Annotated in this window: 23 protein-coding genes and 1 pseudogene; 19 read left to right on the top strand and 5 right to left on the bottom strand. The window is 35.9% G+C overall.

The window, feature by feature from the left end; translation table 11 throughout:
* Positions 1–42: 42 nt before the first annotated feature.
* Positions 43–522, top strand: a complete 480-nt coding sequence (locus BN1066_RS13485; RefSeq protein WP_077319990.1) for a flavin reductase family protein — start codon at positions 43–45, stop codon at positions 520–522.
* Between the two features lie 23 nt (positions 523–545).
* On the top strand, positions 546–2,033 hold the full coding sequence (locus tag BN1066_RS13490; protein WP_077319991.1) for a 4-hydroxyphenylacetate 3-hydroxylase family protein: 1,488 nt from the start codon (positions 546–548) through the stop codon (positions 2,031–2,033).
* A 71-nt stretch (positions 2,034–2,104) separates the two neighbouring features.
* On the opposite strand, the gene BN1066_RS13495 is transcribed toward BN1066_RS13490, so the two are convergent.
* Positions 2,105–4,603, bottom strand: a complete 2,499-nt coding sequence (locus BN1066_RS13495; protein ID WP_077319992.1) for a YhgE/Pip domain-containing protein — start codon at positions 4,601–4,603, stop codon at positions 2,105–2,107.
* Positions 4,604–5,097: 494 nt separating this feature from the next.
* A complete protein-coding gene (locus BN1066_RS13500) occupies positions 5,098–6,249 on the bottom strand; it encodes a DUF5011 domain-containing protein (protein WP_218668078.1) in 1,152 nt (383 codons plus the stop codon).
* Between the two features lie 839 nt (positions 6,250–7,088).
* On the opposite strand from BN1066_RS13500, the gene BN1066_RS13505 reads away from it, so the two are divergent.
* Positions 7,089–8,591, top strand: coding sequence for a response regulator transcription factor (locus tag BN1066_RS13505; RefSeq protein WP_077319994.1), 1,503 nt, complete (start codon positions 7,089–7,091; stop codon positions 8,589–8,591).
* A gap of 328 nt (positions 8,592–8,919) precedes the next feature.
* Here BN1066_RS13505 and BN1066_RS13510 read toward each other — a convergent pair whose 3' ends face one another.
* The 3 genes and pseudogenes from BN1066_RS13510 to BN1066_RS20870 form a co-directional block, all read right to left on the bottom strand.
* Entirely contained in the window at positions 8,920–10,755 is a 1,836-nt protein-coding gene (locus tag BN1066_RS13510) for an AMP-dependent synthetase/ligase (protein WP_077319995.1), read from the bottom strand.
* A gap of 190 nt (positions 10,756–10,945) precedes the next feature.
* A protein-coding gene (locus BN1066_RS19685; RefSeq protein ID WP_143695710.1) for an IS3 family transposase occupies positions 10,946–12,510 on the bottom strand; the annotation gives its coding sequence in 2 pieces (ribosomal slippage) (positions 10,946–11,871 and positions 11,871–12,510; 1,566 coding nt in all).
* 190 nt (positions 12,511–12,700) lie between these two features.
* Positions 12,701–13,039, bottom strand: a pseudogene (locus BN1066_RS20870) (SCP2 sterol-binding domain-containing protein).
* Between the two features lie 439 nt (positions 13,040–13,478).
* Here BN1066_RS20870 and BN1066_RS13535 point away from each other — a divergent pair.
* The 16 genes from BN1066_RS13535 to BN1066_RS20310 all read left to right on the top strand — a co-directional run bounded on the left by BN1066_RS13535 (position 13,479) and on the right by BN1066_RS20310 (position 25,817).
* Entirely contained in the window at positions 13,479–14,885 is a 1,407-nt protein-coding gene (locus BN1066_RS13535) for an ATP-dependent helicase ComFA (RefSeq protein WP_077319997.1), read from the top strand.
* 1 nt (position 14,886) lies between these two features.
* Complete coding sequence (locus BN1066_RS13540) at positions 14,887–15,564, top strand: ComFC family protein (RefSeq protein WP_077319998.1); 678 nt, start codon at positions 14,887–14,889, stop codon at positions 15,562–15,564.
* A 113-nt stretch (positions 15,565–15,677) separates the two neighbouring features.
* Positions 15,678–16,097: a TIGR03826 family flagellar region protein gene (locus BN1066_RS13545; RefSeq protein ID WP_077319999.1), complete on the top strand. Its 420-nt coding sequence runs from the start codon at positions 15,678–15,680 to the stop codon at positions 16,095–16,097.
* 75 nt (positions 16,098–16,172) lie between these two features.
* Entirely contained in the window at positions 16,173–16,433 is a 261-nt protein-coding gene (flgM, locus tag BN1066_RS13550; RefSeq protein ID WP_077320000.1) for a flagellar biosynthesis anti-sigma factor FlgM, read from the top strand.
* Between the two features lie 33 nt (positions 16,434–16,466).
* On the top strand, positions 16,467–16,961 hold the full coding sequence (locus BN1066_RS13555) for a flagellar protein FlgN (RefSeq protein ID WP_179104399.1): 495 nt from the start codon (positions 16,467–16,469) through the stop codon (positions 16,959–16,961).
* A gap of 14 nt (positions 16,962–16,975) precedes the next feature.
* Positions 16,976–18,490: a flagellar hook-associated protein FlgK gene (gene flgK, locus BN1066_RS13560; RefSeq protein WP_077320002.1), complete on the top strand. Its 1,515-nt coding sequence runs from the start codon at positions 16,976–16,978 to the stop codon at positions 18,488–18,490.
* An 11-nt stretch (positions 18,491–18,501) separates the two neighbouring features.
* Complete coding sequence (gene flgL / locus BN1066_RS13565) at positions 18,502–19,383, top strand: flagellar hook-associated protein FlgL (protein WP_077320003.1); 882 nt, start codon at positions 18,502–18,504, stop codon at positions 19,381–19,383.
* Positions 19,384–19,445: 62 nt separating this feature from the next.
* Positions 19,446–20,024: a DUF6470 family protein gene (locus BN1066_RS13570; protein ID WP_077320004.1), complete on the top strand. Its 579-nt coding sequence runs from the start codon at positions 19,446–19,448 to the stop codon at positions 20,022–20,024.
* Positions 20,025–20,075: 51 nt separating this feature from the next.
* The gene (gene fliW / locus BN1066_RS13575) at positions 20,076–20,525 is read left to right on the top strand and encodes a flagellar assembly protein FliW (protein ID WP_077320005.1); all 450 of its coding nucleotides are present in this window, start codon (positions 20,076–20,078) and stop codon (positions 20,523–20,525) included.
* 3 nt (positions 20,526–20,528) lie between these two features.
* On the top strand, positions 20,529–20,747 hold the full coding sequence (gene csrA, locus BN1066_RS13580; protein ID WP_077320006.1) for a carbon storage regulator CsrA: 219 nt from the start codon (positions 20,529–20,531) through the stop codon (positions 20,745–20,747).
* Between the two features lie 384 nt (positions 20,748–21,131).
* Positions 21,132–21,488: a flagellar protein FlaG gene (gene flaG / locus BN1066_RS13585; RefSeq protein ID WP_245799788.1), complete on the top strand. Its 357-nt coding sequence runs from the start codon at positions 21,132–21,134 to the stop codon at positions 21,486–21,488.
* Between the two features lie 30 nt (positions 21,489–21,518).
* On the top strand, positions 21,519–23,000 hold the full coding sequence (locus BN1066_RS13590) for a flagellar hook-associated protein 2 (RefSeq protein ID WP_245799789.1): 1,482 nt from the start codon (positions 21,519–21,521) through the stop codon (positions 22,998–23,000).
* 22 nt (positions 23,001–23,022) lie between these two features.
* Positions 23,023–23,424 (top strand): flagellar export chaperone FliS, encoded by a 402-nt coding sequence (gene fliS / locus BN1066_RS13595; protein WP_077320007.1) that lies wholly within the window; start codon positions 23,023–23,025, stop codon positions 23,422–23,424.
* On the top strand, positions 23,424–23,777 hold the full coding sequence (gene fliT / locus BN1066_RS13600) for a flagellar protein FliT (protein ID WP_077320008.1): 354 nt from the start codon (positions 23,424–23,426) through the stop codon (positions 23,775–23,777). Before fliS ends, fliT begins: the two co-directional genes overlap by 1 nt.
* Positions 23,778–24,611: 834 nt before the next feature.
* Positions 24,612–25,163 carry a ribosome hibernation-promoting factor, HPF/YfiA family gene (gene hpf / locus BN1066_RS13605; protein WP_077320009.1) on the top strand — a complete coding sequence of 184 codons (552 nt, stop codon included), beginning with the start codon at positions 24,612–24,614 and terminating at the stop codon, positions 25,161–25,163.
* Positions 25,164–25,676: 513 nt separating this feature from the next.
* Positions 25,677–25,817 (top strand): hypothetical protein, encoded by a 141-nt coding sequence (locus BN1066_RS20310; protein ID WP_179104400.1) that lies wholly within the window; start codon positions 25,677–25,679, stop codon positions 25,815–25,817.
* Positions 25,818–25,839 lie beyond the last annotated feature (22 nt).

A 25,839-nucleotide genomic window follows, 5' to 3' on the forward strand; every position in this document is an offset into this window, starting at 1 on the left:
GGTCTTTGCTAGAAGTAAAAAATATATTGGAGGTTTATTTAGATGGATCAAAGAGAATTGCGAAATTGCTTTGGGCATTTTGCTACGGGTGTATGTGTAGTAACGTGGAAGGATGATAACCACAACCGAAAAGGAATCACAATTAATTCATTTACTTCTGTTTCCCTTCATCCACCTCTTGTATTAATTTCTATCAATAAGCAATCAAGGTCATTAAATAGTTTAAAAAAACAAAATTTTATAGTCAATATTTTATCTGCAGAACAAAAGGAGTATGCGATTTATTTTGCAAGACAGTCACAAGAAAATCTAGTTGTTAACTGGCAGGAGGATTCGCATATTGGTCCCAAATTGAATAATACGGTTGCAACAATGGAATGCACACCTTGGGCAGAGTATGAGGGAGGAGATCATTTGCTTCTATTAGGGCAGGTGGTAACTTTTTCTTATAACGAAAATGAATGTTTGTTGTTCCATAAAGGAAAGTTTTTACAAACAAAAGTGGAAACTGTGATTAAATAAAGGCCAAAGGAGAAAAAGTAAAAATGAGTATTCGAACAGGAAAGCAGTATCTAGAAAGTTTACGAAATAGAAAATCAAATGTGTGGTTAAATGGGGAACGGATGGGCAATATTGTAGATCATCCATATTTTTCACAGCCTATCAAGGAAATTGCCAAGCTGTACGATATGCAGCATAATCATGAATACCAAGATAAAATAACACATATTTGTGAAGAAACTGACACAAGAGTCAGTAATGCATTTTTGATACCTGCTAAAAAAGAACATTTACAAATGCGTCGACAACTCTATGAATTATGGGCAGAATCAACGTTTGGACTCATGGGGAGAACGCCAGATAGCTTAAATTCGGTTATTACTGGGATGGCTGCAAACCATTTATTTTTTCGTAAGTATGGGAATGAGTATGGAGATAATATTATCAATTATTATAAGTATATAAGAGATCATGACTTGTTTTTAACGCATGCCATTGTAAATCCGCAAAATGATAGAAGGAAAACTTCATACGAACAAGAACATGAATTTACACATTTGGGGGTTGTCAAAGAAACAGATGAAGGCTTAATTGTAAGAGGGGCTAAGATGCTGGCTACACTTGCACCAACTGTAGACGAAATTATTATTTATACGTATCCTGGTTTTAGACCAGGAGATGAAAAGTATGCTGTTGCATTTGCTTTGCCAATCGATACCCCGGGTCTTCATTTATATTGTCGGGAACCGGCACAGGACGGTCAACGTTCGACCTGGGATCACCCTTTAGCATCAAGGTTTGAAGAAGCGGACGCTTTAGTAGTATTTCATGATGTGTTCGTTCCTTGGGATCGTGTATTTATTAATCAAAATGTAGAAGCCGCTAATTTACTTTATCAAACTGCAGGTGTTAATCACCAGTCAGCACATCAATCCGTGGTAAGGGGATTTGTTAAACTCGCTTTTGTAACAGAAGTGACGTGTGCTCTTGCCGATTCGGTCGGCGTAGATGAGTTTTTGAATGTTCAAAATCAATTAGCAGAACTAATTCAAAATATAGAAACGCTTAGAGCACTCCTTTATACTGCTGAGAATCAGTACGAAATTCATTCTACAAATGAGATAATTCCTAATCCATTAGCGGTGGAAACAATGAGAGGAGTATTACCGGTTATCTATCCAAGAGCAATACAAATATTGCAAACCATTGGTGCAGGTGGCTTATTAATGTCACCATCGGAAGGGGATTTTACGAATCCTGAAATTGCTGATGATCTGCATAAATATTATACGGGGAGACGAGAAGTAACATCAGTAAAGAGAGTTAGATTATTTAAACTCGCTTGGGATCTATGTGGGGAAGCTTTTGGACAACGACTTGTCCAATATGAACGATATTACTCCGGTGATCCAGTAAGGAAAAGAGGATTATTTTATAAGCAATATAAGAAAAGTAATCCGTCCTATCCGCGAGTAGACAGAGCATTAAAAGAAGCCTTGCAGCTTTCTGCAACATTTCAAGTAAAAGCATGAAAATAGGTATAGATGTAACATGAAAAAGTTGCTCCATCGGATGGGTAACTGATGGAGCAACTTTAAAGAGCTTAGCTTACAGATTCACTTACTTTCTCGTTGTTAACATCAGCTCGTTCTCGCAGTGAACGATACTTAAACATAAAGACAAGAAATGACAATACGGCAAATAGAGCAAAATAAATCAATAAGATGCTAATATTGTCCCACATATTGGAGGTATTTCCTAGTGTAATAATATTTCGATAGCTGTTTATAGAATACGTAAATGGTAAAAAGATACTTAGATTACGTAATTCTTCTGGAAGCATATCAACTGGCAATGCTGATCCCGTTGTAGATAATTGAAGAATAACAAATGCTAACGCAAGGAATCTACCAATATTTCCAGCTAAACCTACTAAGAATAAAACAATCATTAAGAAAGTTAGGCTTACCATAATAGAAAATAAAACGAAGGAAATACTGCTTTGAACATTAAGCTTTAATACAAATAGGGTATACAAAGAGATTATTAATGCTTGGATAGTAGCAAGCATAGATATTTTTGCAACTTTTCCGGTAAACCATGCTGTTGCTGATGGAGGCAGAGTCACTGGCTTCCGATATTGAACCGCAAAAGACATGACTAAGACCCCAACATACAGTGCCAATGTTAAAATATATGGTGCGTTTGAATCACGATAAAATGGAAAACTATTAATCACTTCATTATCTAAAACGACAGGTTCAGCAAACATCGCAATATTTTCCTCTTCCGGATCGATACTGCTTGTTCGCTCAGCGCCTCCTTCTAGACCTTCATACAATTCTTCACTTCCATCAGATAGTTCCCCTAGTCCTCCGTCTACTTGTGAGATACCCTCTGTTAATGTTACCCAACCTTTTTTCACCGTTTGATTTCCTTCGCTTACTTGACTGGCACCATCGTGCAGTTTGGTTGCGCCGGCTGATAGCTCCTGCCAACCACTTTCAACTGTTTTGTTACCATCACGAATTTGTGATGAACCATCATGCATTTTCGTTGCTCCTACTGTAAGATCATTCCAACCACTTTCTACAGCTGCATTCCCATCTTTAACTCGTGTTGTCCCATCATGTAATTTAGCAGCGTTTGTCTGTAATTCTTTCCACCCGGCGGCTACTGTTTTGTTGCCGATGGCTACTTCCTTTGACCCGTCCACTAATTTACTTGCACCGTTTTGTAACTGCTGTTGTCCTTCTACAAGCTGACCGAGTCCATTGTCTAAGGCGATTACTCCAGAGTTAAAGTCATTTTTTAGTCCATCTCTTAATTCATTAGCTCCATCTACCAGTATTTGAAAATCTTTTTGTTTTTGTGGAACAGTTTTTAAATTTTCGTTTAACTGTCCTATGATCATTTTATAGAGAACATTATCTTTTAATCCATCGACACTGTTAGGTAGTTGTTCAAGAGCTACTTGCAAGTTTTGCATGGATTCAATTGTTTCATTAACACCTGTTTGTGCTTGTTGAACGCCTGCAGCTAATTGTTCGCTTCCCGGCAGAATTTTTTTATTCAATCCATCTTTTAACTGTGCACTTCCGTCTTTTGCTTGTCTGGCGCCTTCCAATAATTCTGTTGCTCCAGATCGCAGCTCACCCGCTCCATCTGCTAATTGAGAAGCACCATTTGTTAAGCGATTAATATCCGATGATTTTTCATTTAAAGCGCTTACTAGTTGGGAAGTACCATCACTTACTTGTTTAGCGCCATCTGCAAGTCTTGCAATATCACTTAATTTATTTTGTAAATTACTGAATAGGGTTCCTGTTCCGATGTTTAATTCTTGAGCGCCATTGGCAAGTCTCGTTATATCTCCCTGTTTAGAAACTAAAGATTCTTTCATTGTCCTGTTGCCGTCTTCCACTTGTTTTGCTCCATCAGCTAAACGGCCTATATCGGAGGACTTTCCATTTAATGAATCAAGAATTTGTTCAGAACCATCTTTTAATTGTCCTGTCCCATCATTCATTTGTTTAGCACCATCTGCAGCTTCTTTAAATCCATTAGCAACTTCTTTCACTTGTGAAACAACATTTTCTACATATGTTGCGGTAATTTGTGTAGATAATTGTGTTTTTAATGTTTCAGCAGCTTTATTAGTGACTTGGGCAGCCATGAAGTGCAGGCCTTCATTTTGCGTATATTTTAATTCTGGTTTTATTGGTTCGTCGTCAAGTACAGTTAATGCTTTTTCTGAAAAATCTTTAGGTACTTCAATAGTCATATAATATTTCATGTTATCCATACCATTTTTAGCTTCTTCAGACGAGACAAAATCCCAACCCAATAATTTATTTTCTTTTAAGCTGGCAATCAAGACCTCGCCGATATTTATTCTTTCTCCATCTGAAATAGCACCTTGATCGTTATTAACAACAGCAACTGGTAAATTATCTGTGTTATCATATGGTCCCCATTTCGGAGATAACATGATCATTGCATACACAAGCGGCACCAATACCCCTAGACAGACAGATAGAAGTATATACCGATTTTTGAAAATACGTTTAATTTCTGCGGAAATATAACCCGCTTTTCCCATGAAATATCCCCCTTTAAGTTGTCTCGTTCTCTTTTCATATAAGAGATTGTTAAAAAATTTGAATAAAATGATACATAGAATTTTTTTCAATGCATGTCAGAATGGATAACATTTTAGTGTTGAAGTTAAGACGATGCCAGCGGAAAAAATTTCAACGTTCAACAGATAAGGGCAACAAGAAAGTGTCTCGTCAACCAATTGTCGGCCAGCTAAGTTTCTTATTGCTTAGGAAACTCTATCCGCTTATACATGGTGGATAACTTTTTTGAAAAGTATCTTTACGTTTAGCTTCATTGCTTGTGCTTTTGTACTTCAAGGATAAGAAAGGTATCAACATATATAACCAGGATATGACATGTTAGCTTGACCTCAGCTTTTTTATTCTTTTTGGAACGTGCACTAATAGGAAAAAAATGTATGGGCTAGTTTTGCAATGGTTTTGTTAAAAAAGGCAATGAAAATCAATCAGATTTCCACTGCCTATCCTCAATCAATTAATTGAAGATATACTTGCGAAATACATGTAAAGATCCCCCTAATGCAAGTAATATTGTACCAATTAATAATGTAAACGGAATATTCGTTGCTGTATTCGGAAGAACTCCGCCTTTATTGGTATTTTCTTGTTTTGGATTATCATTGTTGTTGTTCCCAACACCTATATTATTATCATCGTCTGGCTTCTCATCGTTAACAGGTTTATCCCTATCACCCGGATTTTGATCATCGCTTGGCTTTTCACCGTCATCAGGCTTCGCCCCATCCCCCGGTTTCTCACCGTCATTAGGTGTATCTCCATCACCAGGCTTGTCACCATCACTTGGTTTATCGTCATCACCTGGATCTGCAGCTTCTTCAACATAAACAGTTCGAGTAGCTGTTGCTTTGTTTCCAGCTTTATCGGTCACTGTATATGTAATGCTATATTCACCAGCTTTATGAGTAATTACCTCTCCTGAAATCTTCATTTGTTCGGTGAGATCTCCGTCAACGTTATCTTTAGCAGTAGCACCTGGTTCGCTATACGTTTCACCAACATTTAAAGTCATTGGATTATCGCCGTTTAACGTAATAACTGGTGCATCATTATCCACTTCTTCCTCTGTTTCTTCTACCTTCACTGTCGTAAGCAGAGTATCCTCCGGTGGCGTACAGGTAACAGGTAAATTAACTGGTGTTGTGCCTAACTTTGCATGAATTTCTGCTTTTATCTCACCTACATGGATGTTTACATCCACACCGCCGGCAGTATAGCTTGCATCAATTGCACCTATACTGAATGGAATAAAAGGAGCATCATTGTCAAACGGAGTTTCCGGAATGGCAACCCCTTCTGTTCCAACTACATTCACCGTTTCATTTGCGGCTTGCAAATGAAATTGATTTAAGTGGTCATTAAACGGATTAATTAAACCCTTTAATGGAGCTAAGCTTCCAGTTACATCCACTTCAATTGCTGTTTCAATATCAGAAACGGAAAACTTCTCATGCGGATTCACCATATCCGGAATTGATACGGTAGGTGTAACCTTCATATCAATGAGAATGTCTCCTGCAATTGAAGTTTTAGCAATACATTCATAATCAAATGTTTTTGTTTCTTGTTTTGCATGTACGATTTTTAATCCGTCATTATAGAAAATCACGAAAATAATACTTAACATGATAATGGTGAGTTTTTTTGTTATTTTGTTAATGATAATCTCCTCCTTTTTTCATTTATTTCTCTTTAATTAGACATGTATCACGCTCCGTTTCATAAAAGCATTGTTGTAAACCCTTTCATTTTCTGTTAGTATGAAAACAGTTATAGTACAGAGTTGTATTTAGTAACCTGTTGTATGAAAGCTGTACTATTACTTTAAATTTTTTATACTCTTTCACCAATTCCTAAAAAAATCGTATTTTCATATAGCTCATTCAATTACACCCCTATTTTTATATGGCTGAAATAAACTTATCATAAAAACAAGTCCTAATTAATGAGGGAATAACTTTTTAAAGCAATTAGGATAGCAGTTTAAGGAATAAGTAAAATTAAATAATAGAAAGGAGCAAATGGAAGATAATTTAATTCTAAAAGAGATTAAAATTTCAAGTCGGACAATTTATATCCAAATACAACTAAATAAATCAGAATATTCTATAAATAGGGGGATTTTGCAAGGAATGCTTTTCTCCTTGAAGTGCAATAAAGGAAAAAATGCAATGTGATAAGCTGGCGAAATTTTTTCTTTTTCCTTGCACTATAAGAAAGTATAAAACTTTATGGTTTATAGTATAAGAAAAACGATAGCTTTCGCCATAAAGACTTGGCGACAAGCCAAGTTTTTCTAAAAAAAGAGGATCGTTTTTACGGCGTCTTACAACACCTTAGATGCGAGATAAAATATAAATGAATGAGGGGAGTACGAACGGTTTAAAAGCTTAATTATTTTTGAGGGAGATATAATCAATTGATGAAAAAGAAGGGGGGGAATGTTTTATGAAATTGACTTTAGACCATTATCTAGACTCCTTATTTCATCACGGATTAGTCATCATGCGAGAAAATGAACAAGCAATTCAAGATAATTGGAAAAAAATTCAACACTATTTTCAAAATACAGGTAAGAAATCGGCAAGTACTACAGTCAAATCTGTTAAAATTTTCTCGGAAGTCATTTTTGGTTATCAATACGATAAAGAGACATTAATGAGCCAATTGAGGACTGCTTGGAACAAAGAAATAGGTAATAATTCATTGAATCAATTCATTATAACACTATTAGAAAATGCGGTTCACCAAGCCACTAATTTAAACAAGGATAATAATTATAATGATCATCAAGCTATTCAATATGTTTTTACTAAAATCGGTGAACATATTCTTACAGAAAAAATAGAACACTTATTTACAATTGATACTTTTTTAGAACATCTAGTTACTTCTGAGCAGTTACCAATCGAATGGGTTGCTGTTGTAGTAAGAAGCGACAATGTATTTTATGTTGATAAATGGTTCAATAGATATCAATGTTTACTGCATACACATTATGAAATTGCAGCAGAGAATATTTTTGATTTAACGGAACAATTATTGAGATATATTACTCATTCCAATAATAAAAATGTGATTACCATTCCCTTTGAAAATATGACCTTATTGTTATGCACGGATAAAGGTAGTACAGGGCATATTGTTCCTTTTATTCACCATGCGTTACAACTTTTTCAAAGCAGTAAGACAATTTTAAATATAACTCGACAAGAACAGCGGTGGAAGGACTCTGTCATTATGTTTTTTGAATCAATTATGCAGGCAAAATCGTTTAAAGAGGCGTTAGAATTGGTAATGAAGGGGTTTACAAAATATTTACCATTTGAACGATGCGGAATTTTTTCCTATTCCCACAATGATGAAATTGGGATCGGTTTATCGGGTCATCGATTTGATATAAAAGCAATTCAAGAGATCACGGAAGATGTACGAAATTTCCCGGTCATTAATAATGGTTTAGAACTATTACGATTGTTTGGTGATGGAATTAAATTTTTACAGCCGCTTTATATACCTGATGCTAAAGATAGTTTTCCTACCACGTATATTCAGCAATTTCAATTAAAATCTGTAGTTGTAGCGCCAATTTTCAAAGCTTCCAATCATGAATTAATCGGGGCTGCTATCCTTGATCAAGGAGCAAATAAGCAGTTTACAATGTCACAGGATACGTATACGGCATTGATTAAGTTCGGACAAAGTGCTGGAGAAATTATCGGAAAATTTAAAAATAATAGTAATCATTTACATAAATCACTACATCTTTCATTAAGAGAAATTGAAGTATTAACATTGCTAGCAGAGGGGGAATCAACAAGTAGTGCTGCTGATAAATTACACTTGAGTGAGTATACGGTAAGAGATTATATTACAAAAATCATGCAGAAAATGAAGGCGAAGAATCGTACGGAAGCAGTAGCTTATGCAATTAGGCATGGAATGATCTAAAGTCATCTCTGTATAGATAAACTCGAGCAAGATAAAAAGGAGCTAATTAACTATATTTGCTCCTTTTTTCCCGTATGTAAGATCCCGTAAGACTCCCACTTCAAAAAGAAAAGTACTTATAGAATGTCAGTTTCACATGTCCAACGAAGCAAGTAGGTAGTCAGCTGTGCCATAAAACTTGTCTCCAGTCTAGTTTTCTTTATACGTTAGGAAAAGACAAAATTTTAGACAGTGGTTAAGGCGACGAAGTAGATTTTTTATGTTGAACGTATAAATGCAACCAGGTAGTATCCTGCTCTAAAGCTTGCCACGGTTAGCTAAGTTTTCTTTACCCTGCTGTGACGGCGATCCGATTATCCGTGCTTTCTTCTTTGTATATAGAATCAATTAAATCTTCATATCTGTTTTCAATAATATCTGTTTTAAGAGATAGCTTTGGGGTTAATTCTCCTCCGTCAATGGTCCATTCATTGCTAATAATAATTACTTTTTTAGGCTGTGCATAATTCGTAAATTTCTTAGTTAGCTTGATTACTTCTTCATTTAAAAGTTGTTGTACTTTTTTATCATTACATAGTGCTTCTCTGGAATTTGTATTCATTCCTCGCTTCTTGGCCCAAGGAATTAAATTTTCGTAATCTGGATTTACCAATGTAATCACGTATTTCCTTTTGTCACCAACTACAAGCGATTGACTAATATATGCACTTTCGTTTATAGCCGTTTCAACTGGAGCTGGTGCCACATTCATTCCGGTAGATAGAACAAGAATCCGCTTTTTACGGTCGATAATTTTTAAATAACCATTTTCATCTAATTTTCCAATATCGCCTGTTTTGAACCAGCCTTCTTCAAAAGCTTTTTCTGTTTCTTGGGCATTGTTATAATATCCTTCAGTAATATTAGGGCCTTTTACTAAGATTTCTCCATCTTCGGCAATTTTTAAATCGACATTAGGTAAAATTTTACCAACTGTCCCTGCTTTTGCTCGAATGATTGGATTTGAAGAAATAATAGGTGATGTTTCCGTTAACCCATAGCCTTCGAGTAATGGAATATCTAAAGCCCAGAAAAACTTTGCTATCTCTTCATTCAACGTTCCTCCACCAGATACAAGACCTCGTAATCTTCCACCTAATTGATTCTTCGCTTTTTGATAAACAAGTTTATTTGCTATTTTCCATTTACGAGCTAGGTTTTTAGGTAAATAATCTTGCGAGATATAGTGATTGATAGTTGCATTTAGATAGTATTTATATTTCTCTTCCCCGACAGATATGGCCCAATTAAAAATTTTTCGTTTTACAGCTGACCCATTTTCCATTTCACTTTGTACTTTTGTATACACTTTTTCAAATAATCTTGGAACACTTGTCATTATAGTTGGGTTGAATGTTTTTAAATCTTCTGGGATGGTTGTAATATTTTCTGCATAACTAATCGTTGTTCCAATAGATAATAGTAAATAATGACCTGCTAGCCTTTCAAAAATATGTGAAAGCGGCAAATAGGAAAGCAAAACGTCTTCAGGCAACAGTTCGACTAACCAAAATTGAACTCCTTCTATATTGGCTAAAATATTACCATGCGTTAACATGACTCCTTTTGGTTTGCCTGTTGTTCCAGAAGTGTTCATAATGGTAAGCAGCTGATCTCGATTAATATATTGACAGAATTGTTCCCAATCCGTTCGACTTTGGGTACCTCCAAGATTTTCTACTTTTTTGAATGTCATTAAATTATTGACATCCATTTGTTCTGGATACATCATAATAATATGATCTAACTGTACTCCAGTTGCGATCAACTTGTCATATTGTTCCTTGTTTTCAACGATTGCAGCTATAATATCGCAGTTTTTTAAAATATAAGCAACTTGTTGGGAAGGAATGGTAGGGTATATTGGTACGCTGACAGCCGAAATGCTTGCTAATGCAAAGTCAGAAATTGCCCACATAGGGTTACTGTCTGAAATAATAGCTACTTTTGCTTCAGGCTTTATACCAATATATGTTAAACCAGTAGCAAAGTTTTTAATTCTATTCCATAAATTTTGATACGCTATTTTTTTAATGGAACCCTTTTCCTTCCATTGGTAAGCTATATTATTAGGAAATTGTTCTACGGTACGCTTCAGCATTTGCAAAACGTTAGCTACTTTCATCTCCCATCACCTCTTTTTCAATGATTAAGCAAAAACTCGGTTAATAACTTGAAATGCGGATGATAATAATATATATTTTTATTGGGTAAATCTAATAAAATATTTATAATAATCAATAAATAAAAACCGAGCTAGCGCCAAGACTTGAACTGCCCCCTGTCAAGTAGACAGTGGAAATAATAAAAAAGATTTAAGTGGCTTTAGCTCTATATTCCATAGGGCTAAGGCCGTTTAATCGCTTTTGATACCTTTCATAATTATAAAAATGAATATACTCATCTATCGCAGTAGTAAGTTCCTCAAATGTTTTATATTTATGTAAATAATACTTCTCACATTTCAGTGTCCCAAAAAAAGACTCCATTGGTCCATTATCAATACACCGACCAACTCGTGACATGCTTTGTGTCATCTCTGCCGCATCTATTTTACGTTTGAACCCTTTAGAGGTGTATTGGAATCCACGGTCACTATGGATAAGAGGCTGTTCTTCATTCAATAGTACTGTGGCTTGATCAAGTGTCTTAAATACAAGTTGATTATTGTTGGAATGTCCTAGAACATAACTTATAATGGATCCGTCATAAAGATCACGAATCGCACTTAAATAGGCCTTTTTTGATTGGTCATACTTAAATTCTGTAACGTCCGTTACCCATTTTTCATTTGGTTTTTCGGCTTGGAATTCACGATTTAATATATTGTCTGCCACATGTTGAGGTGTAGAGCGTTTATATCGCTTCTTCTTGACACGAATGACAGAGCGTAATCCAGCCACTTTCATCAACCGATAGATTCTTTTATGATTAAGTTTCTCCTCGAACTTTCTATTCATGTGAAGGGTCATTTGACGATAACCAAATATACCACCCACTTTTTCATGGAGTATTTGCACCTCTTTGATAATTTCTTTATTCTGTATTTCTCTGGATGAAGGAGTACGATTTAGCCACTTATAGTATGCAGAACGTGCAATTCCCGCGATTTCACAAAGTAAACGAATGCTTAACCCTTCATTCTGGTGAAGCTCTTGAATAGCGACATACTTATCCTCAAATCGGATTTGGCTTATTTTCGCCTCCTTTCGATCTCCTCTAACTTTTTTAAGAAAGCATTCTCTGCACGTAAACGTTCGTTCTCCTTTGCGATTCGATGCATTTCTAACTTCATTTTTTCTTCGGAAGTTAACTCATTTTCACTTTTAGAACGTCCTCTTCTATCCTTTAACGCATCCCATCCACCATCTTCATATTTACGTACCCATTGATATATTTGTTGGTAAGACACTTGATGATTATCCGCAGTTTGTTGATAATTCTTCCCGTTCGCTAAGGCATCTTGTACCATCTCAATTCGTTCTTTCCAAGTTGTTTTTCTCCCTTTAGTCATCGAGCTCGTTCTTCCTTTCGACGTATCCTTTAATTCTCTATGACTATTATACTGCTTTATCCATTTTCGAAGTACGGATGTGCTAGATATTTTATACTTGCGAATGACCTCCCGTTGAGAATACTCCCCTGATATATAATCTTCTACAGCTGCTTGTTTTAAATCTTTAGAATATGACTTCCATGTCCTTGAGTTCTCCAATCCATTGAGACCGTATTTCTCATATTTATTAGCCCAATCATACAGAGTTACCTCCGAAATTCCGTATTTTGAACATAATTCTATTAGCGTATAATCTTCATTCTTATATGCCTTTAACACTTCATACTTAAACTGTCTAGAGTAAAATTTATATTTATTGGACATAAAAAACTCCCCTTAAGGTAATAACAGATTTTTATTTTTTAATCTGTCTACTTTAAGGGGAGCATATCAGACTCTAGCGAGCGCCAGCAATTACTAGTTAGGTCTTAGGTAAAACAGAAATTAAAGTCTGAAACCAATAGATGAGTGTTTCTATTTTTCTCAACCTTTAAATAATAAGTTTGTTTGAAGCCTATGGAACCTTCAGGCGAGATAAAATGCCTTCTAATTTTAACGCCATCCCCATATTGCCTTCGATCTTTAACTTACCGCTTAAAAAAGCTGTTATTCCATTTAATTATCCTTTCGCTAGTTTGATAAAGTTATCTGCTTTTATATGTAGCGTGCAGTCTGCTTTTTCTTCTATACCCTCTGCAATGTAGCTATTCTCATCTCGTAACACGAATTGATAGGTATCTGGATCATTATCTTTTAAATGAAATTGATATACAGCTTTGATTCCTTTAACAAGTGCTGAGTTCTCTTTGATAGCTGCGTTCATTGTTTTTATAATCTGTTTAACTTCTGACATAGGTCTTTCCTCCTTAATTTGTGATATATACTTTATCGTATAAGAAGTTCAGTTTGCTTACTACCCCGTTAATTGTCGGGTAAATGATCTTATAAATTTACATCCCCTAAAATGATATGTTATGTATTAATTTCCAGAAAAAACTTATTTAACCAACAACATGATAGTTGGATAGCGTTATATAAATGATTGCAAAACGAAATAGAACAATAATATTCCCTAGACCATCTGGAACACGAATTAAGAAAGGTTAAAATTCTATGCTATGTTATATTCAATAAACTATGTTTAGTTATTGAATATTATTTCTCCATCTTAACCTATGCGTTTTTGTCACGGGACATGGAGTTGACAATCTAGTTATCTTTCATACTTGAAAATTAGTATATTTCAAAAATAGAAGCTTTATAAATTTAACTTATAAAGGAAGTGAACCATTATGAAAGAAATAATGAATGACTCTGAATTAGAACTTGCCAAGCGATGTTCTGGAAAGCTTTTGTTGCGAAACGAAATACCTCTCAATGATCATCAATTTCACTCCTTGTTAGCAAAAGACGTATTTATCCCCATTCCATCGATTATTTCTACGACTTTTTCAAAAATGTGTCAGCGCTGTGGAAATCAAGAAAAATCTCAATTTGCATCATTAGGTATACAACATAAACAGGTCATTTGGTATTGTCGAAACTGTATAGAAATGGGAAGAGTCGTGAAAACAGAACCTCTATATCGTTGGAATGGAAAACCATTGCAATGGAAACGCCATCCCGATGTATGTACATGGAAAGGAAAGCTTACGATAGCACAAACTAATGCAGCTGAGACAATTTGCGGAGCGGTAAAACACCAGCGAGCCTCTTTGTTAGTATGGGCGGTTTGTGGATCAGGAAAAACAGAAATGTTATTTCCTGGAATCGAGGAGGCGTTACGACAAGGTATGCGAATTTGTATCGCAACACCAAGGAACGATGTCGTCCGTGAGTTGCTGCCGCGAATTCAAGGTGCATTCGCTTCTATACCTGTACAAGCATTGTATGGACAAAGTAAGGAAAAGCGAGGAACAGCCCAAATCATTATTGCAACTACGCATCAATTGCTGCGGTTTGAACACGCATTCGATTTTATGGTAATTGATGAGCTAGATGCTTTTCCTTATCACAATGATCCCTCGTTATCATTTGCGACCGCCAGAGCATTAAAACCAACTGGAACGACAATTTATCTAACTGCTACACCACGACAACAACAGCGTAGGAAAATGCAGTTAAAGCAGCTTGACCATGTGTTCGTTCCAACCCGCTATCATGGATTTCCGCTTCCAGTACCTGTCAGGCGTATATGTTTTTTCTTACAAAGGGATTTGAAACGAGGAAATGTACCGCGAGCGTTTAAAAAATGGTTGCGTCACCGAAAAAACAAACAACGGCAATTATTAATTTTTTTGCCCACCATTACTTTAACAAAATTAATGGTCCAAGATTTAACAGAGCTGCTCCGAAGTGAAAATGTGATACAAGTATCATCAGAAATAACTTCTGTTTATGCGGCCGATCCAGATCGAGAACAAAAAGTTTCCCAATTTAGAAATAAAACGCTTAAGGCTATCGTGACAACAACAATCTTAGAACGTGGTGTAACTTTCCCCTCAGTGGATGTAGCAGTTATTCATGCCGGTCATTCTGTCTTTGATGAAGCAGCGTTAGTACAAATTTCCGGAAGGGCAGGCCGAAGTGCGGATGATCCTACTGGTGAAGTTATTTTCTTTCATGATGGTAAAACAAATTCGATGGTACGGGCAATCCGAGCCATTCAAGCAATGAATCGATTAGGAGGATTTACTTAACATGAAATGCCTCTATTGCCAGCAACTAATTGTCCTGGAACTGACTTGGAAAACACTCATTTTACCCGAACGAAAACCATTATGCAGTACTTGTGAAGAATCATTGATTATTATTAAGGGTTCTCGCTGTTTTATATGCAGTCGACCGAGTGAGAGAAACAAGTGCAAAGATTGCTTATGGTGGGAGCATTTGCCTGAACGAGATACGATTCAATTTAATTATTCTGTTTATCATTACAATAACTTTATGAAGGAAATCATTAGCAGGTGGAAATACAGAGGAGATGGTGCACTTGGTTATATTTTTCAACACGTTTTTGCTGCTAACTTTGGCAAAATTCGTTCTTCCTTACCAAAAAATATCGTTGCAGTTCCAATTCCATTAAGCGAGCCAAGACAATTAGAACGAGGTTTTAATCAAGCGGCAATGCTTGCGAAATTTCTTTCCGTTCGATCTATGGAAATATTAGAGCGTTCAACTAGCGAAAAGCAGTCTAAGAAAACAAGGAACGAAAGAATTCAATCAGTAAATCCATTTATTGTGGAAAAAGCTATTAACAAACCAGTCATTTTGGTCGATGATATATATACAACCGGTACTACATTAAGGCATGCTGGTAAAGTTCTATTGGAGCAAGGCTGTCCTTTTGTTTGCGCTTTAACACTAATTCGAGGATAACGAATGTTCATGTTATACTTAAACTTGGAATAAATGACGTTTCAACTTGATGAAAAATGATTCGATAATAGAAATATTTTGATCATCTATTTTTTGGAAGCGGGGGAATAATCATGGCAGAACTGGCAAACTGTGCACAATGTGGTAACTTATTTTTAAAAGGAACCCGAACCATTTGCAGAGCGTGCTATGAAAAAGAAGAAGAAGCATTTCAAAAGGTATATCAGTTTATGCGCCAAAGGAAAAACCGAGAAGCAACTATGACGGAAATTGTTGAGCATACAGGAGTAGAAGAGGAACTAATTATTAAATTTATTAAAGAAAAACGATTATTGCCTACAGAATTTCCGAATATCGGCTATCCTTGTAGTCATTGCGGTAAAAAAATTACTTCAGGAAATTTGTGCCAAGCTTGTCTTGAAAAGCTGCGGAAAGATTTAGAACAACATGAAGAACTGGAAGATAGGATGAATGAAAAGGAAGAGCGAGAAAAAAAACGAACCTATTATATGTTTGATGATAAAGAGCTTTAAAATTATTTTTTTATAGCCGATATAAAAAACAGAGTCAAAGTAATCGGAAAGAGCTGTAAAAGAGGTGAGACGGAAGTGAAAATTAATGGTCCAAATCAATTTAATTTTAATCCGTATAAAAAACCATATCATAAGCAAATGGATGTTAAGCAAGAAATGAAGAATGATCAGATTGAAATATCAAATCGAGCAAAGCAGTTGCAACAAGAAGAAAAACCAAGCCCTCAACGAGCTGAAAAAGTGGAGCGATTAAAAGAGGTTGTTGCCTCAGGTGAATATGAAATAAACTATGAAAAAACAGCACAAAAAATGTTGGATTTCTGGAGAGGAAAATAGGTGTAATCTTTTACTTTGGAAGGAGGTTTTTGCTTGACAGTACCGGCAATTATACATGCGTTAGAAAAACTTCTTGAACTCCATAACGGGCTACTTGAACTTTCTAGAAAAAAGACAGAGGCTGTTAAAACTGGTTCGATGGATACATTAATGACGTTAATAGCTCAAGAAAGAAAGCAAATTCGTAAAGTTGAAAAAGCGGAAACAGAGCGAATGAAGCTGGTGACAGAGTGGTTTGCAGCAAATGATTTAGCAGAAGAAGAACATACGATCACAATGTTGCTGAACAGACTGGAGACCGGACAACTGAAAACAAAATTGCTCGATATAACAACAAGGCTCACAGAAGTAGTTACTTTACTTAAACAACAAGAGGGATTAAATTATGCGCTGATTCAGCAATCGATGCAATTTGTTCAGTATTCTCTAGATCTTATAAACCCAACGATTCAATCGATTAACTATGGGAGTGCAAGTGATAAGCAAAATGAATCGGCTACACAGTCTTTATTCGATTCCAAAGCATAATAAGGAGGTAGGGCATGAGTACTTTTCACGGATTAGAGATGGCAAAACAAGCGCTTTTTGCCCAACAAGCAGCGCTATATACTACTGGGCATAATATATCTAATGCTAATACGAAAGGTTATACGAGACAACGGGTGAATTTTGAAACAATGCCACCATACCCAGCAGCTTCCCGAAATCGTCCGGAAATTCCAGGTCAAATGGGAACTGGTGTGCAAGTTGGGTCTGTTCAACGTATGCGAACGAAGTTTTTAGATTATCAATTTCGCTCTGAAAATAGCAGACAAAGTTATTGGTCCACAAAAGCAGATGCCTTAAGCAGAATGGAGACACTTTTAAATGAACCATCTAAAAGTGGACTTAGCAAAACAATTGATGAGTTCTGGAATGCATTACAGGATTTAGCCGTTAATCCCGATAATTCAGGTGCCAGATCGGTTGTAGCTCACCGAGGTTTAGCGGTTACAGAAGCTTTCAATCATTTATCCAAATCATTATCGTCGAATCGTGCTGACTTACGAAGCCAAATTGATACGACAGTTGGCGATACAAATTCTTTATTAAGACAAATAGCCAGCTTAAATGAACAGATTAGCGAACTGGAACCGCACGGTTATTTACCAAATGACTTATATGATCGAAGAGACAATTTAATTGATGAACTATCCAGTAAACTCAATATTAAAGTAACCTATTCTAAAAGTAGTGAAACTTCGCCTAATATTGCTGATGGAATTGCTACGATTGAACTTGTCAATGATGATGGAGAATCCTTTCAGCCTAGTATTATCTTAGTAGATGATGAACAAGTCAATGAATTGGCCGTTACTTATGGTAATGATGATTATTCGGCTGTTAATTCTGTTACAGTAAATGGTACAGAAGCGGATATCTTGTCTTCTAATGGAACATTAAAAGGGTTAATTGAATCGTATGGTCATGATTTTGATGGCGATGGTAATGTTATTGGTACATATACGGATATGCTCCGTGACTTAGATAAAATGGCAAATACAATAGTTGAAGAATTTAATAAAGTTCACCGAAGTGGAAAAGCACTTGATGGAACAGATGGAATCGACTTTTTTGTGTTTAAAAATGGAATGACTGGTGCTGCAGGCATTACTGTTAATCAAGAAATTATGGATAATCGTGATAAAATCGCAGCCAGTACGAATGAGACAGACGGAGAAGGAGCAAATGCAAAAGCACTTGCTGAAGTTTTTAACAATAGAAATTTAGACGGTAATCCATTAGGCAACAATACATCGATAAAAAGTTTTTTTCAATCCATAATTGGTGAGATGGGGGTAAAGGCACAAGAAGCAAATAATAGGATGGAAAACACGGCAGTACTTCGTTCGCAAGTAGAGGAAAAACGCATGTCTGTTAGCAGTGTATCGTTAGATGAAGAAATGACAAACATGATTAAATTTCAACATGCATATAATGCAGCTGCAAGAAGTATGACGACTATTGATGAGATGCTTGATCGGATTATTAATAACATGGGACTTGTTGGAAGGTAGGAGATTAGGATATGAGAATTACGCAAAACATGCTCTCAAATAATATGTTGCGCAATTTATCCAATAGTTATATGAAGCTCGATAAATATATGGAGCAATTATACACTGGTAAGAAAATAAACCGTCCATCTGATAACCCGGTTGTTGCGATGAAGGGAATCAATTATCGCAGTCAAGTAAATGAAGCAGAGCAATATTTACGTAACACAAGTGAAGGACATAATTGGATGGATAATTCAGATGCTGCTTTAGATAAAGCTACAAAGGCGATGCAAAAATTACGTGAATTGGCAGTAAAAGCGAGTAATGCTACCAATGATAGAGAAGAATATGCAAGTATTAAAAGTGAAGCAGAACAGTTAAAAGAACATTTAAAAAGTATAGCTGATACACAAGTCAATGGAAGATACCTCTTTAACGGAACAGATACAACCAATTCTCCGTTTGATAAAAATGGTAACTTTTCGCCTAATACTAACCCGGTGCATATCCCGGTGGCAGCTGGTATTGATTTGCAAGTTAATGTTAATGGAGAATCTGTATTTGGCAATGGCTTTTTTGATACGATTGACTCTTTTATTCAAAAACTGGAAAACTCAGATGTAGACGGAATTGGAGAGAGTATTGGTGAAAGTATCGGTGAAATCGAGACAGCGATCAATCAAATTATTGATTCCAGAGCAGACTTGGGAGCAAGAATGAATCGGTTGGAGCTCATTGAAAATCGACTCAGTGAACAAAAAAATATTGCTACTAAAACAATGTCTGATAATGAAGATGTTAACTATGCAGAAGCGATTACCAATTTAATTACTCAGGAAAGTTTGCATCGAGCAGCAATGGCCACAGGCTCACGAATTATTCAGCCCACGCTCATTGATTTTCTGAGATAGCCGAAGACCCTGTCCCGTTTGGGTGACAGGGTTTTGTCCATAAGAAAGGGAGCTGTTTAACGATGAAAATGCCACAACTCCGAATGCAATCACAAATGGCGCAAATTGAGATTCAGCAAACTCCTGGCAAGCAGGTGATCCGTCAGCCAAAAGCAGATATATCGATTCAGCAACCAAAACCGGAAATAAGGATGCGAACCACACCGTCAAGACTAACAATTGACCAAACAAAAGCTTTTGAAGATATGAATTTAATGAATATTTTAAAACGTAATGAAAAATTTGCTCAGGAGGGAAAACAGGCTGTCTTAGACGGAATAGCCCGACGAGCACAACAAGGGACAGAATTAATGAAAATTGAACATAAAGGAAAACCGGCGATTACACAAGCAGTACAAAATGCTTTTCCGCCGATGAAAAGATTAGGTATTACCTTTATTCCATCTCCTTTTTCGGTAAAAACGAGCTACCAGCCTTCACAACTGCAAATTGATGTAAAAACTCATCGACCAATTACTAAAGCAAGACCGAAGCAAGTAGAGCATGATTATGAAAAAGGTGAGGTAAACATTCGGATGAAGCAATATCAACATCTTACCATTGAAGTTGCTTATCCAGATGAGGAAGCACAGAACGTTTAATTTAAGTTTGCTGTAAGGTTATTACGAAGGCCTTAAGGAAGGAGATTCTATATGCTACTCGGAACAAAATATTTTGGTGAAATAGATGTAACACCTACAAATATGATTCATTTTCCAACCGGTATCTTGGGATTCCCGCAAGAGACGGAATTTGTTCTACTCGATTTTCCCGACAATCCATTATTTCAAATTTTACAATCCATTAAAAGGAAAGAGATTGCGTTTATCGTTGTTAACCCATACCAATTGTATGGGGATTATACATTTAAACTGGATGATGGAATTGTAAAAGCATTAGAGCTATCGGATGAAACAGAAATTGTTGTGCTTTCTATTGTCACATTGAAGCAGCCGTTTGACACTAGCACGATGAATCTGCAAGCGCCCATTATTATCAATGCTAATAAACAACAAGGAAAGCAATTTGTTATTAATTCAGATAAATATTCAACAAGAGTTTCAATAACTGCATTGAACTCTCCAAGTGGGAAAGGGGAATAAGGAATGCTTGTATTAACGAGAAAACGAAATGAATCCATTCAGCTTGGAGAGGATATTGAAGTTAAAGTGCTTGCTATTGAAGGCGATCAAGTGAAAATTGGCATTAGCGCTCCTGCTTCAATGGATATTTATCGAAAAGAGCTCTATTTAGAGATAAAACATGAAAATAATCAGGCAGCCAAGATTCCAAATGGATTCATTGATATGTTAAAACAAAAATAACTTCTGTTTTTATCGGAAAGAGATCTCTATCGAGCAATCGATTGAAGAAAAATTTTATTCTGAATCTAAGTGTTACAAGACTGCCGTTTTAAGAGTTATAGATAAGAAGTCTTAGCGGGACTAAATATCCTATTCGTTCAGGGAGACAGGGCAAGAAAAAACATTGCAAGCGACTTATCGTATTTCTCAAGAATGCCCCAGAAATGTTAGCCTTTGTTCCACTATAGGAAATTATAAAACTTTAGGCTTTTTCTAACAGCAAGGAGAAAGTTGCTCTTAGAATGAAGTTTACTTTTAGGAATTGCATCGTTTAATAAAATCACTAGTTTACTTCAACCTTTTTATTTATATACCGATATAAAAATAAAAAGGTTGTGAAGTAAGATGGATATGCGGTTAGAGCAAATAGGAACGGGGGTACCTGTTAAGCTTCGAAATCAACATAATAGCGGAACAGTCGATGCGAAACTTAATCATGAACAGACGAATGAAGATAAAAAATTTAGCTTAGGGATGACAAAAAATAATATTAAAACGGCGGTCACCAAGCTAAATGAATTTATCGAACCGCTCAGAACAGATTTGCAATTTACCTATCATGAAAAACTGGGCGAATATTATGTAAAGGTGATTAATCCGTTAACAAAGGAAGTAATTAAAGAAATTCCTCCGAAAAAAATGCTGGATATGTATGCAGATATGGCAGAATTTATGGGGATTTTAATTGACGAAAAAATTTAGAAGGCTAATTTTGATAAAGGGGAGAGCATAATGGTAATGCGAGTCGGCGTTGGTTTAGCTAGTGGTATGGAACTTGAAAAGATGGTAGAGAAATTAATATCGGCAGAACGAATTCCATTAGATAAAATGGAACAGGATCGAACAAAACTTGAATGGAAACGCGATGCCTTTCGAAAAATTAACACTAAGCTTAGCGAATTGGATAATCTAATTCGGAATGAGATGAAATATAGCACAACCTATAATTCAAAGATCGTCAGCTCATCCCTTGAGGATGCAGTTACAGCAACAGCAACTACAGCAACATCCAATGGAACATATCAGGTAAGAGTGGATCAATTAGCAAGCTCGGCAATTAATGTAAGTAAAAACCCGATTGATATTGATCCGACTCAACCGTTAACAGCTGGTGAAGTAATCGCTTTTAGTACAGTAAATAAAGAAGGAAAAGAAGAGAAATATACGTATACCATCCAAGCGGGCGATACACTGAACACAGTTATGGAAAAAATTTCCAAAGATGATAATAATGTGCGTATGTTTTATGATGAGGCGAGTAAAAAAGTAATTATGGAAACAACACGAACCGGTAACTTTAATGAAAATGGAAGCGAAATTATATTTGCAGACACTTCATTTTTAGCTACAACTCTGAAGATGGATATGGCTAATGAAAAAGGTGGGAATAATGCCAAGTTTGAATATAATAATAGTGGAATTATTATGGAATCAAAAACAAATTCCTATACGATAAATGGTATTAACTTACAATTTAAAAATACTACCAATGGTAAAAACGCCAGTTTAACGATTGACAATGATGTAGAAGCTGCTTATGAAAAGATTAAGAATTTCGTGGATAAATATAATGAGGTTGTGGAGGCATTTAATTCTCCGCAGTTTGAGAGAATTTATCGAGATTATCAACCATTGACCGATAAACAAAAGGAAGAAATGTCGGATAAACAAATTGAACTATGGGAAGAACGTGCTAAAAGTGGTTTATTACGTGGTGAACCTGTTATCACTAATGGGCTTTATAGTTTACGGCAAAGCTGGTATCAAAAAGTGGAAACTGGTGGAGAATATACGTCACTGACACAGTTAGGTATTAGTACATCACCTAATTATTTAGATGGCGGAAAGTTAATTATAGAAGATCCGGATAAACTAAAGGATGCACTTCGCGATAATCCGGAAGAAGTACGAAAGTTATTTTACAACAGGGAAGAGGGTGAATCTCGGGGACTTATCAACAGGCTCGAGGATTCGGTTAATAGGACGATGCAGCAAATTGGGGATAAAGCTGGAAAAGCCACAACTCTTTCATTAGATAGTTATACTTTAGGGAAGCAAATGAAGGAGTTAGATGAGCGTATCGAAGCGTATGAGAATCGGATTGAGCGAGTGGAAAAACGGTATTGGGCTCAATTTACAGCAATGGAGAAGGCAATTTCACAAATGAATCAGCAATCGATGATGTTATTATCTCAATTTGGCGGTGGCATGTAAAAATGGACAAGGAGTGAATAAAATGTCACGGAATAAGCAGCAGCAAGCATATCAAAATACGGCAGTAAATACTGCATCAAGTTCAGAACTGACATTAATGCTGTATAATGGCTGCATCAAGTTTATTAAGCAAGCAATAAAGGATATTGAGGCGAATGACTTTGAAGCAAAAAATACGAATATCCAAAAAGCACAAAACATTATTCGCGAATTAATGATCACGTTAAATCCTCAAGTTGCTATCTCGGAACAAATTATGACACTTTATGAATATATGCTTCACCGCTTAAGAGAAGCAAATATGCATAATGACAACAAAGTGTTGGAGGAAGTGTTAGACTTTACTGTGGAATTTCGCGATACATGGAAACAGGTAATATTGGAAACGAGAAAGAAACAATATGCTAAGGGTGTACATGTTTAATGAATCGCTTAATCCCATTATTGGAACTTACAGAGAAGTTGCATGATATTCTAATGCAGAAGATGGAGCCTAAAAATCGTGATGTACTAATTTCACAGGTCAATAAGTTAATTAAGGAACGAGGTTTTCAACTGGATAAGCTAACCCCTCCCTACTCAGAGGAAGAAAAAACAACTGGGCAAACGATTATTCAATTAAACCAAGTTATTGAACGAGAAATGTTAGCGTTGTTTAATGATTTAAAATCTGAGATGAAGCAAGTGAAAAAGCAGAAACACTCCAATCGTAAATATCGTAATCCTTATGCGACAATGCAAGCAAGCGACGGTATATTTTTAGATCGGAAAAATTAAACACCGCATTTCTAGCACTCTAGAAATGCGGTGTTATTTTTTATACTATAAGAAAGTATAAAATTTTTTAGGGTTTATCGTATAAGAAAAACTACAGCTTTCGCTAAAGACTTGGCGATAAGCCAAGTTTTTTTAAGAGAACAATATCCGTTTTTAATTTGCGGATAATTTTTTGAGAGAAGTAGTTTCGTTGCTAGTTTAAGCGCTCAAGTTGAGCAAATTTCGAACTTTTTCCTACGATAAGTCAACATCGGCTCGAATCTAAAGGAAGGCCGATTAAAAGTGAGCTTTCCGCTCAGAACGGCATCGGCATCCCCCTGTTTTAGAGGCATGTTTTCTTTATCTCGTCAGAAGTTCCCCAGTTTGTACGGCGCTAACCGAGTGCTTCTGGCATTTGTTATTTTTGACTAGGAAATGAACCTAGTTCAACCCGGATAGGCGCTGGAACTCTGGTAAGGGCGTGAAGGGACTTGGAGTTGCTAGTTGTTGGCACTTGGATATGGGTATATGGTAAACAAAAATTATCTATAATTAACAACTAACAAATCACCAACGCGAGAAACCTTGCTGCTAACAATATGTCTCGTAATGACAATGCATGTCTACATTCCTTTTTCACAATTCCTAACTAACTGTACATCGTATTTCTGCAAATAACCACAGCCTAAGATTTGTTTAAAAATATGTAAATATCATGTAAATGGTTGAAATCTATGTACAACAAGTGATACATACCGATTATCTAACAGAGAATTTACATTTTTATAGTTTTAACAGGAAATTCGTCGGGAAACATTGTATAATATAGGTATAAGGTGAAAGGAGGACACTTGTATGAAATTTAACATTCGTGGTGAAAATGTTGAGGTGACAGGGGCTATACGTGACTACGTAGAGAAAAAAATTGGAAAACTAGAAAGGTATTTTGATACTCCACCAACCTCAGAGGTACATGTTAATCTAAGTGTCTATAATGATGAACAGAGAATTGAAGTCACGATTCCGATGACTAATTTATTACTACGCGGTGAGGTGGAGCATACAGACCTTTATGCTGCGATTGACTTAGTTGTTGATAAACTTGAAAGACAAATTAGAAAACATAAAACGAAAGTGAATAGAAAGTTCAGGCAGAAAGGTTCGCCAAAACATGTCTTTGCAGAATTAGAAAAGGATGCTTTAAATAAGGAAGAAGAGTCTTCTGAAATAGAAATCGTTCGTACAAAAAGGTTTGATTTAAAGCCGATGGATTCAGAAGAAGCGATTCTGCAAATGGATATGCTCGGTCATTCCTTTTTTGTATTTGAAAACGCATCTAATGGTGAAACAAATGTTGTATACCGACGGAACGACGGAAAATACGGCTTAATTGAACCAAATGCATAAAGCGATTACATGTATAAAAAGACAGTCTATGGACTGTCTTTTTATGTTATCCTAGCAAGTTAGTGAAAGTCCTACCTGAGTAAGCGGCAAGACGTTTGATAGTTGATAGGAGACTGGAGAAGAAATTCTAAGGTTTGAGCCCTGTGCAGAGTAACTCTCTTGCTGATGAGAGAAAACCTCACGTATAGTTGGAGAAGGGGGAACAGGAAAAGGATTACCCCCAGAGCTCTGGTCTAGTAAGGTGAAAACCCTGAAACCCGAGGGTGAGAAGTCAATATACAATTCCTGTTTTTTATTCTATTGCAAAAATGTCGAGATTTGACGATGATAACTCTAAAATTAAAAAATAGCAGTAAATAATTTCGTATTTAGTAAATAAAAACACCTTATTGTTCGTTACGATCTTATAAATTTTTAAAAATATTGTCGAACACATGCCTAAAATTGAAAAATGGCAATTAGCTAATCAAGTCTTTACATGATATAACTAATATCGAGTGAGGAGGTGGCAAATTGCATAGAAATGAATCGATTTATTTAAACCGATTAAGTAGAAAAATAGATCAACATGAGAAGGCAATTGCACAGCTTGCAGAAATTGTTGGGGTGTTAAATCAAAAGCTCGCTTTATTAAGAAAAAGCGGTAAGCATTAGCAGGATTTTCTGTTAGTCAATT

The sequence above is a fragment of the Virgibacillus proomii genome (assembly GCF_900162615.1).
Classification (GTDB): domain Bacteria; phylum Bacillota; class Bacilli; order Bacillales; family Amphibacillaceae; genus Virgibacillus; species Virgibacillus proomii.

What these genes read in the sequence shown, in the direction of transcription:
- BN1066_RS13485 (WP_077319990.1), top strand. Translation starts at nt 43, where the DNA reads ATGGATCAAAGAGAATTGCGAAATTGCTTTGGGCATTTTGCTACGGGT.
- BN1066_RS13490 (WP_077319991.1), top strand. Translation starts at nt 546, where the DNA reads ATGAGTATTCGAACAGGAAAGCAGTATCTAGAAAGTTTACGAAATAGA.
- BN1066_RS13495 (WP_077319992.1), bottom strand. Translation starts at nt 4,603, where the DNA reads ATGGGAAAAGCGGGTTATATTTCCGCAGAAATTAAACGTATTTTCAAA.
- BN1066_RS13505 (WP_077319994.1), top strand. Translation starts at nt 7,089, where the DNA reads ATGAAATTGACTTTAGACCATTATCTAGACTCCTTATTTCATCACGGA.
- BN1066_RS13510 (WP_077319995.1), bottom strand. Translation starts at nt 10,755, where the DNA reads ATGAAAGTAGCTAACGTTTTGCAAATGCTGAAGCGTACCGTAGAACAA.
- BN1066_RS13535 (WP_077319997.1), top strand. Translation starts at nt 13,479, where the DNA reads ATGAAAGAAATAATGAATGACTCTGAATTAGAACTTGCCAAGCGATGT.
- BN1066_RS13540 (WP_077319998.1), top strand. Translation starts at nt 14,887, where the DNA reads ATGAAATGCCTCTATTGCCAGCAACTAATTGTCCTGGAACTGACTTGG.
- BN1066_RS13545 (WP_077319999.1), top strand. Translation starts at nt 15,678, where the DNA reads ATGGCAGAACTGGCAAACTGTGCACAATGTGGTAACTTATTTTTAAAA.
- flgK (WP_077320002.1), top strand. Translation starts at nt 16,976, where the DNA reads ATGAGTACTTTTCACGGATTAGAGATGGCAAAACAAGCGCTTTTTGCC.
- flgL (WP_077320003.1), top strand. Translation starts at nt 18,502, where the DNA reads ATGAGAATTACGCAAAACATGCTCTCAAATAATATGTTGCGCAATTTA.
- BN1066_RS13570 (WP_077320004.1), top strand. Translation starts at nt 19,446, where the DNA reads ATGAAAATGCCACAACTCCGAATGCAATCACAAATGGCGCAAATTGAG.
- fliW (WP_077320005.1), top strand. Translation starts at nt 20,076, where the DNA reads ATGCTACTCGGAACAAAATATTTTGGTGAAATAGATGTAACACCTACA.
- csrA (WP_077320006.1), top strand. Translation starts at nt 20,529, where the DNA reads ATGCTTGTATTAACGAGAAAACGAAATGAATCCATTCAGCTTGGAGAG.
- flaG (WP_245799788.1), top strand. Translation starts at nt 21,132, where the DNA reads ATGGATATGCGGTTAGAGCAAATAGGAACGGGGGTACCTGTTAAGCTT.
- BN1066_RS13590 (WP_245799789.1), top strand. Translation starts at nt 21,519, where the DNA reads ATGGTAATGCGAGTCGGCGTTGGTTTAGCTAGTGGTATGGAACTTGAA.
- fliS (WP_077320007.1), top strand. Translation starts at nt 23,023, where the DNA reads ATGTCACGGAATAAGCAGCAGCAAGCATATCAAAATACGGCAGTAAAT.
- fliT (WP_077320008.1), top strand. Translation starts at nt 23,424, where the DNA reads ATGAATCGCTTAATCCCATTATTGGAACTTACAGAGAAGTTGCATGAT.
- hpf (WP_077320009.1), top strand. Translation starts at nt 24,612, where the DNA reads ATGAAATTTAACATTCGTGGTGAAAATGTTGAGGTGACAGGGGCTATA.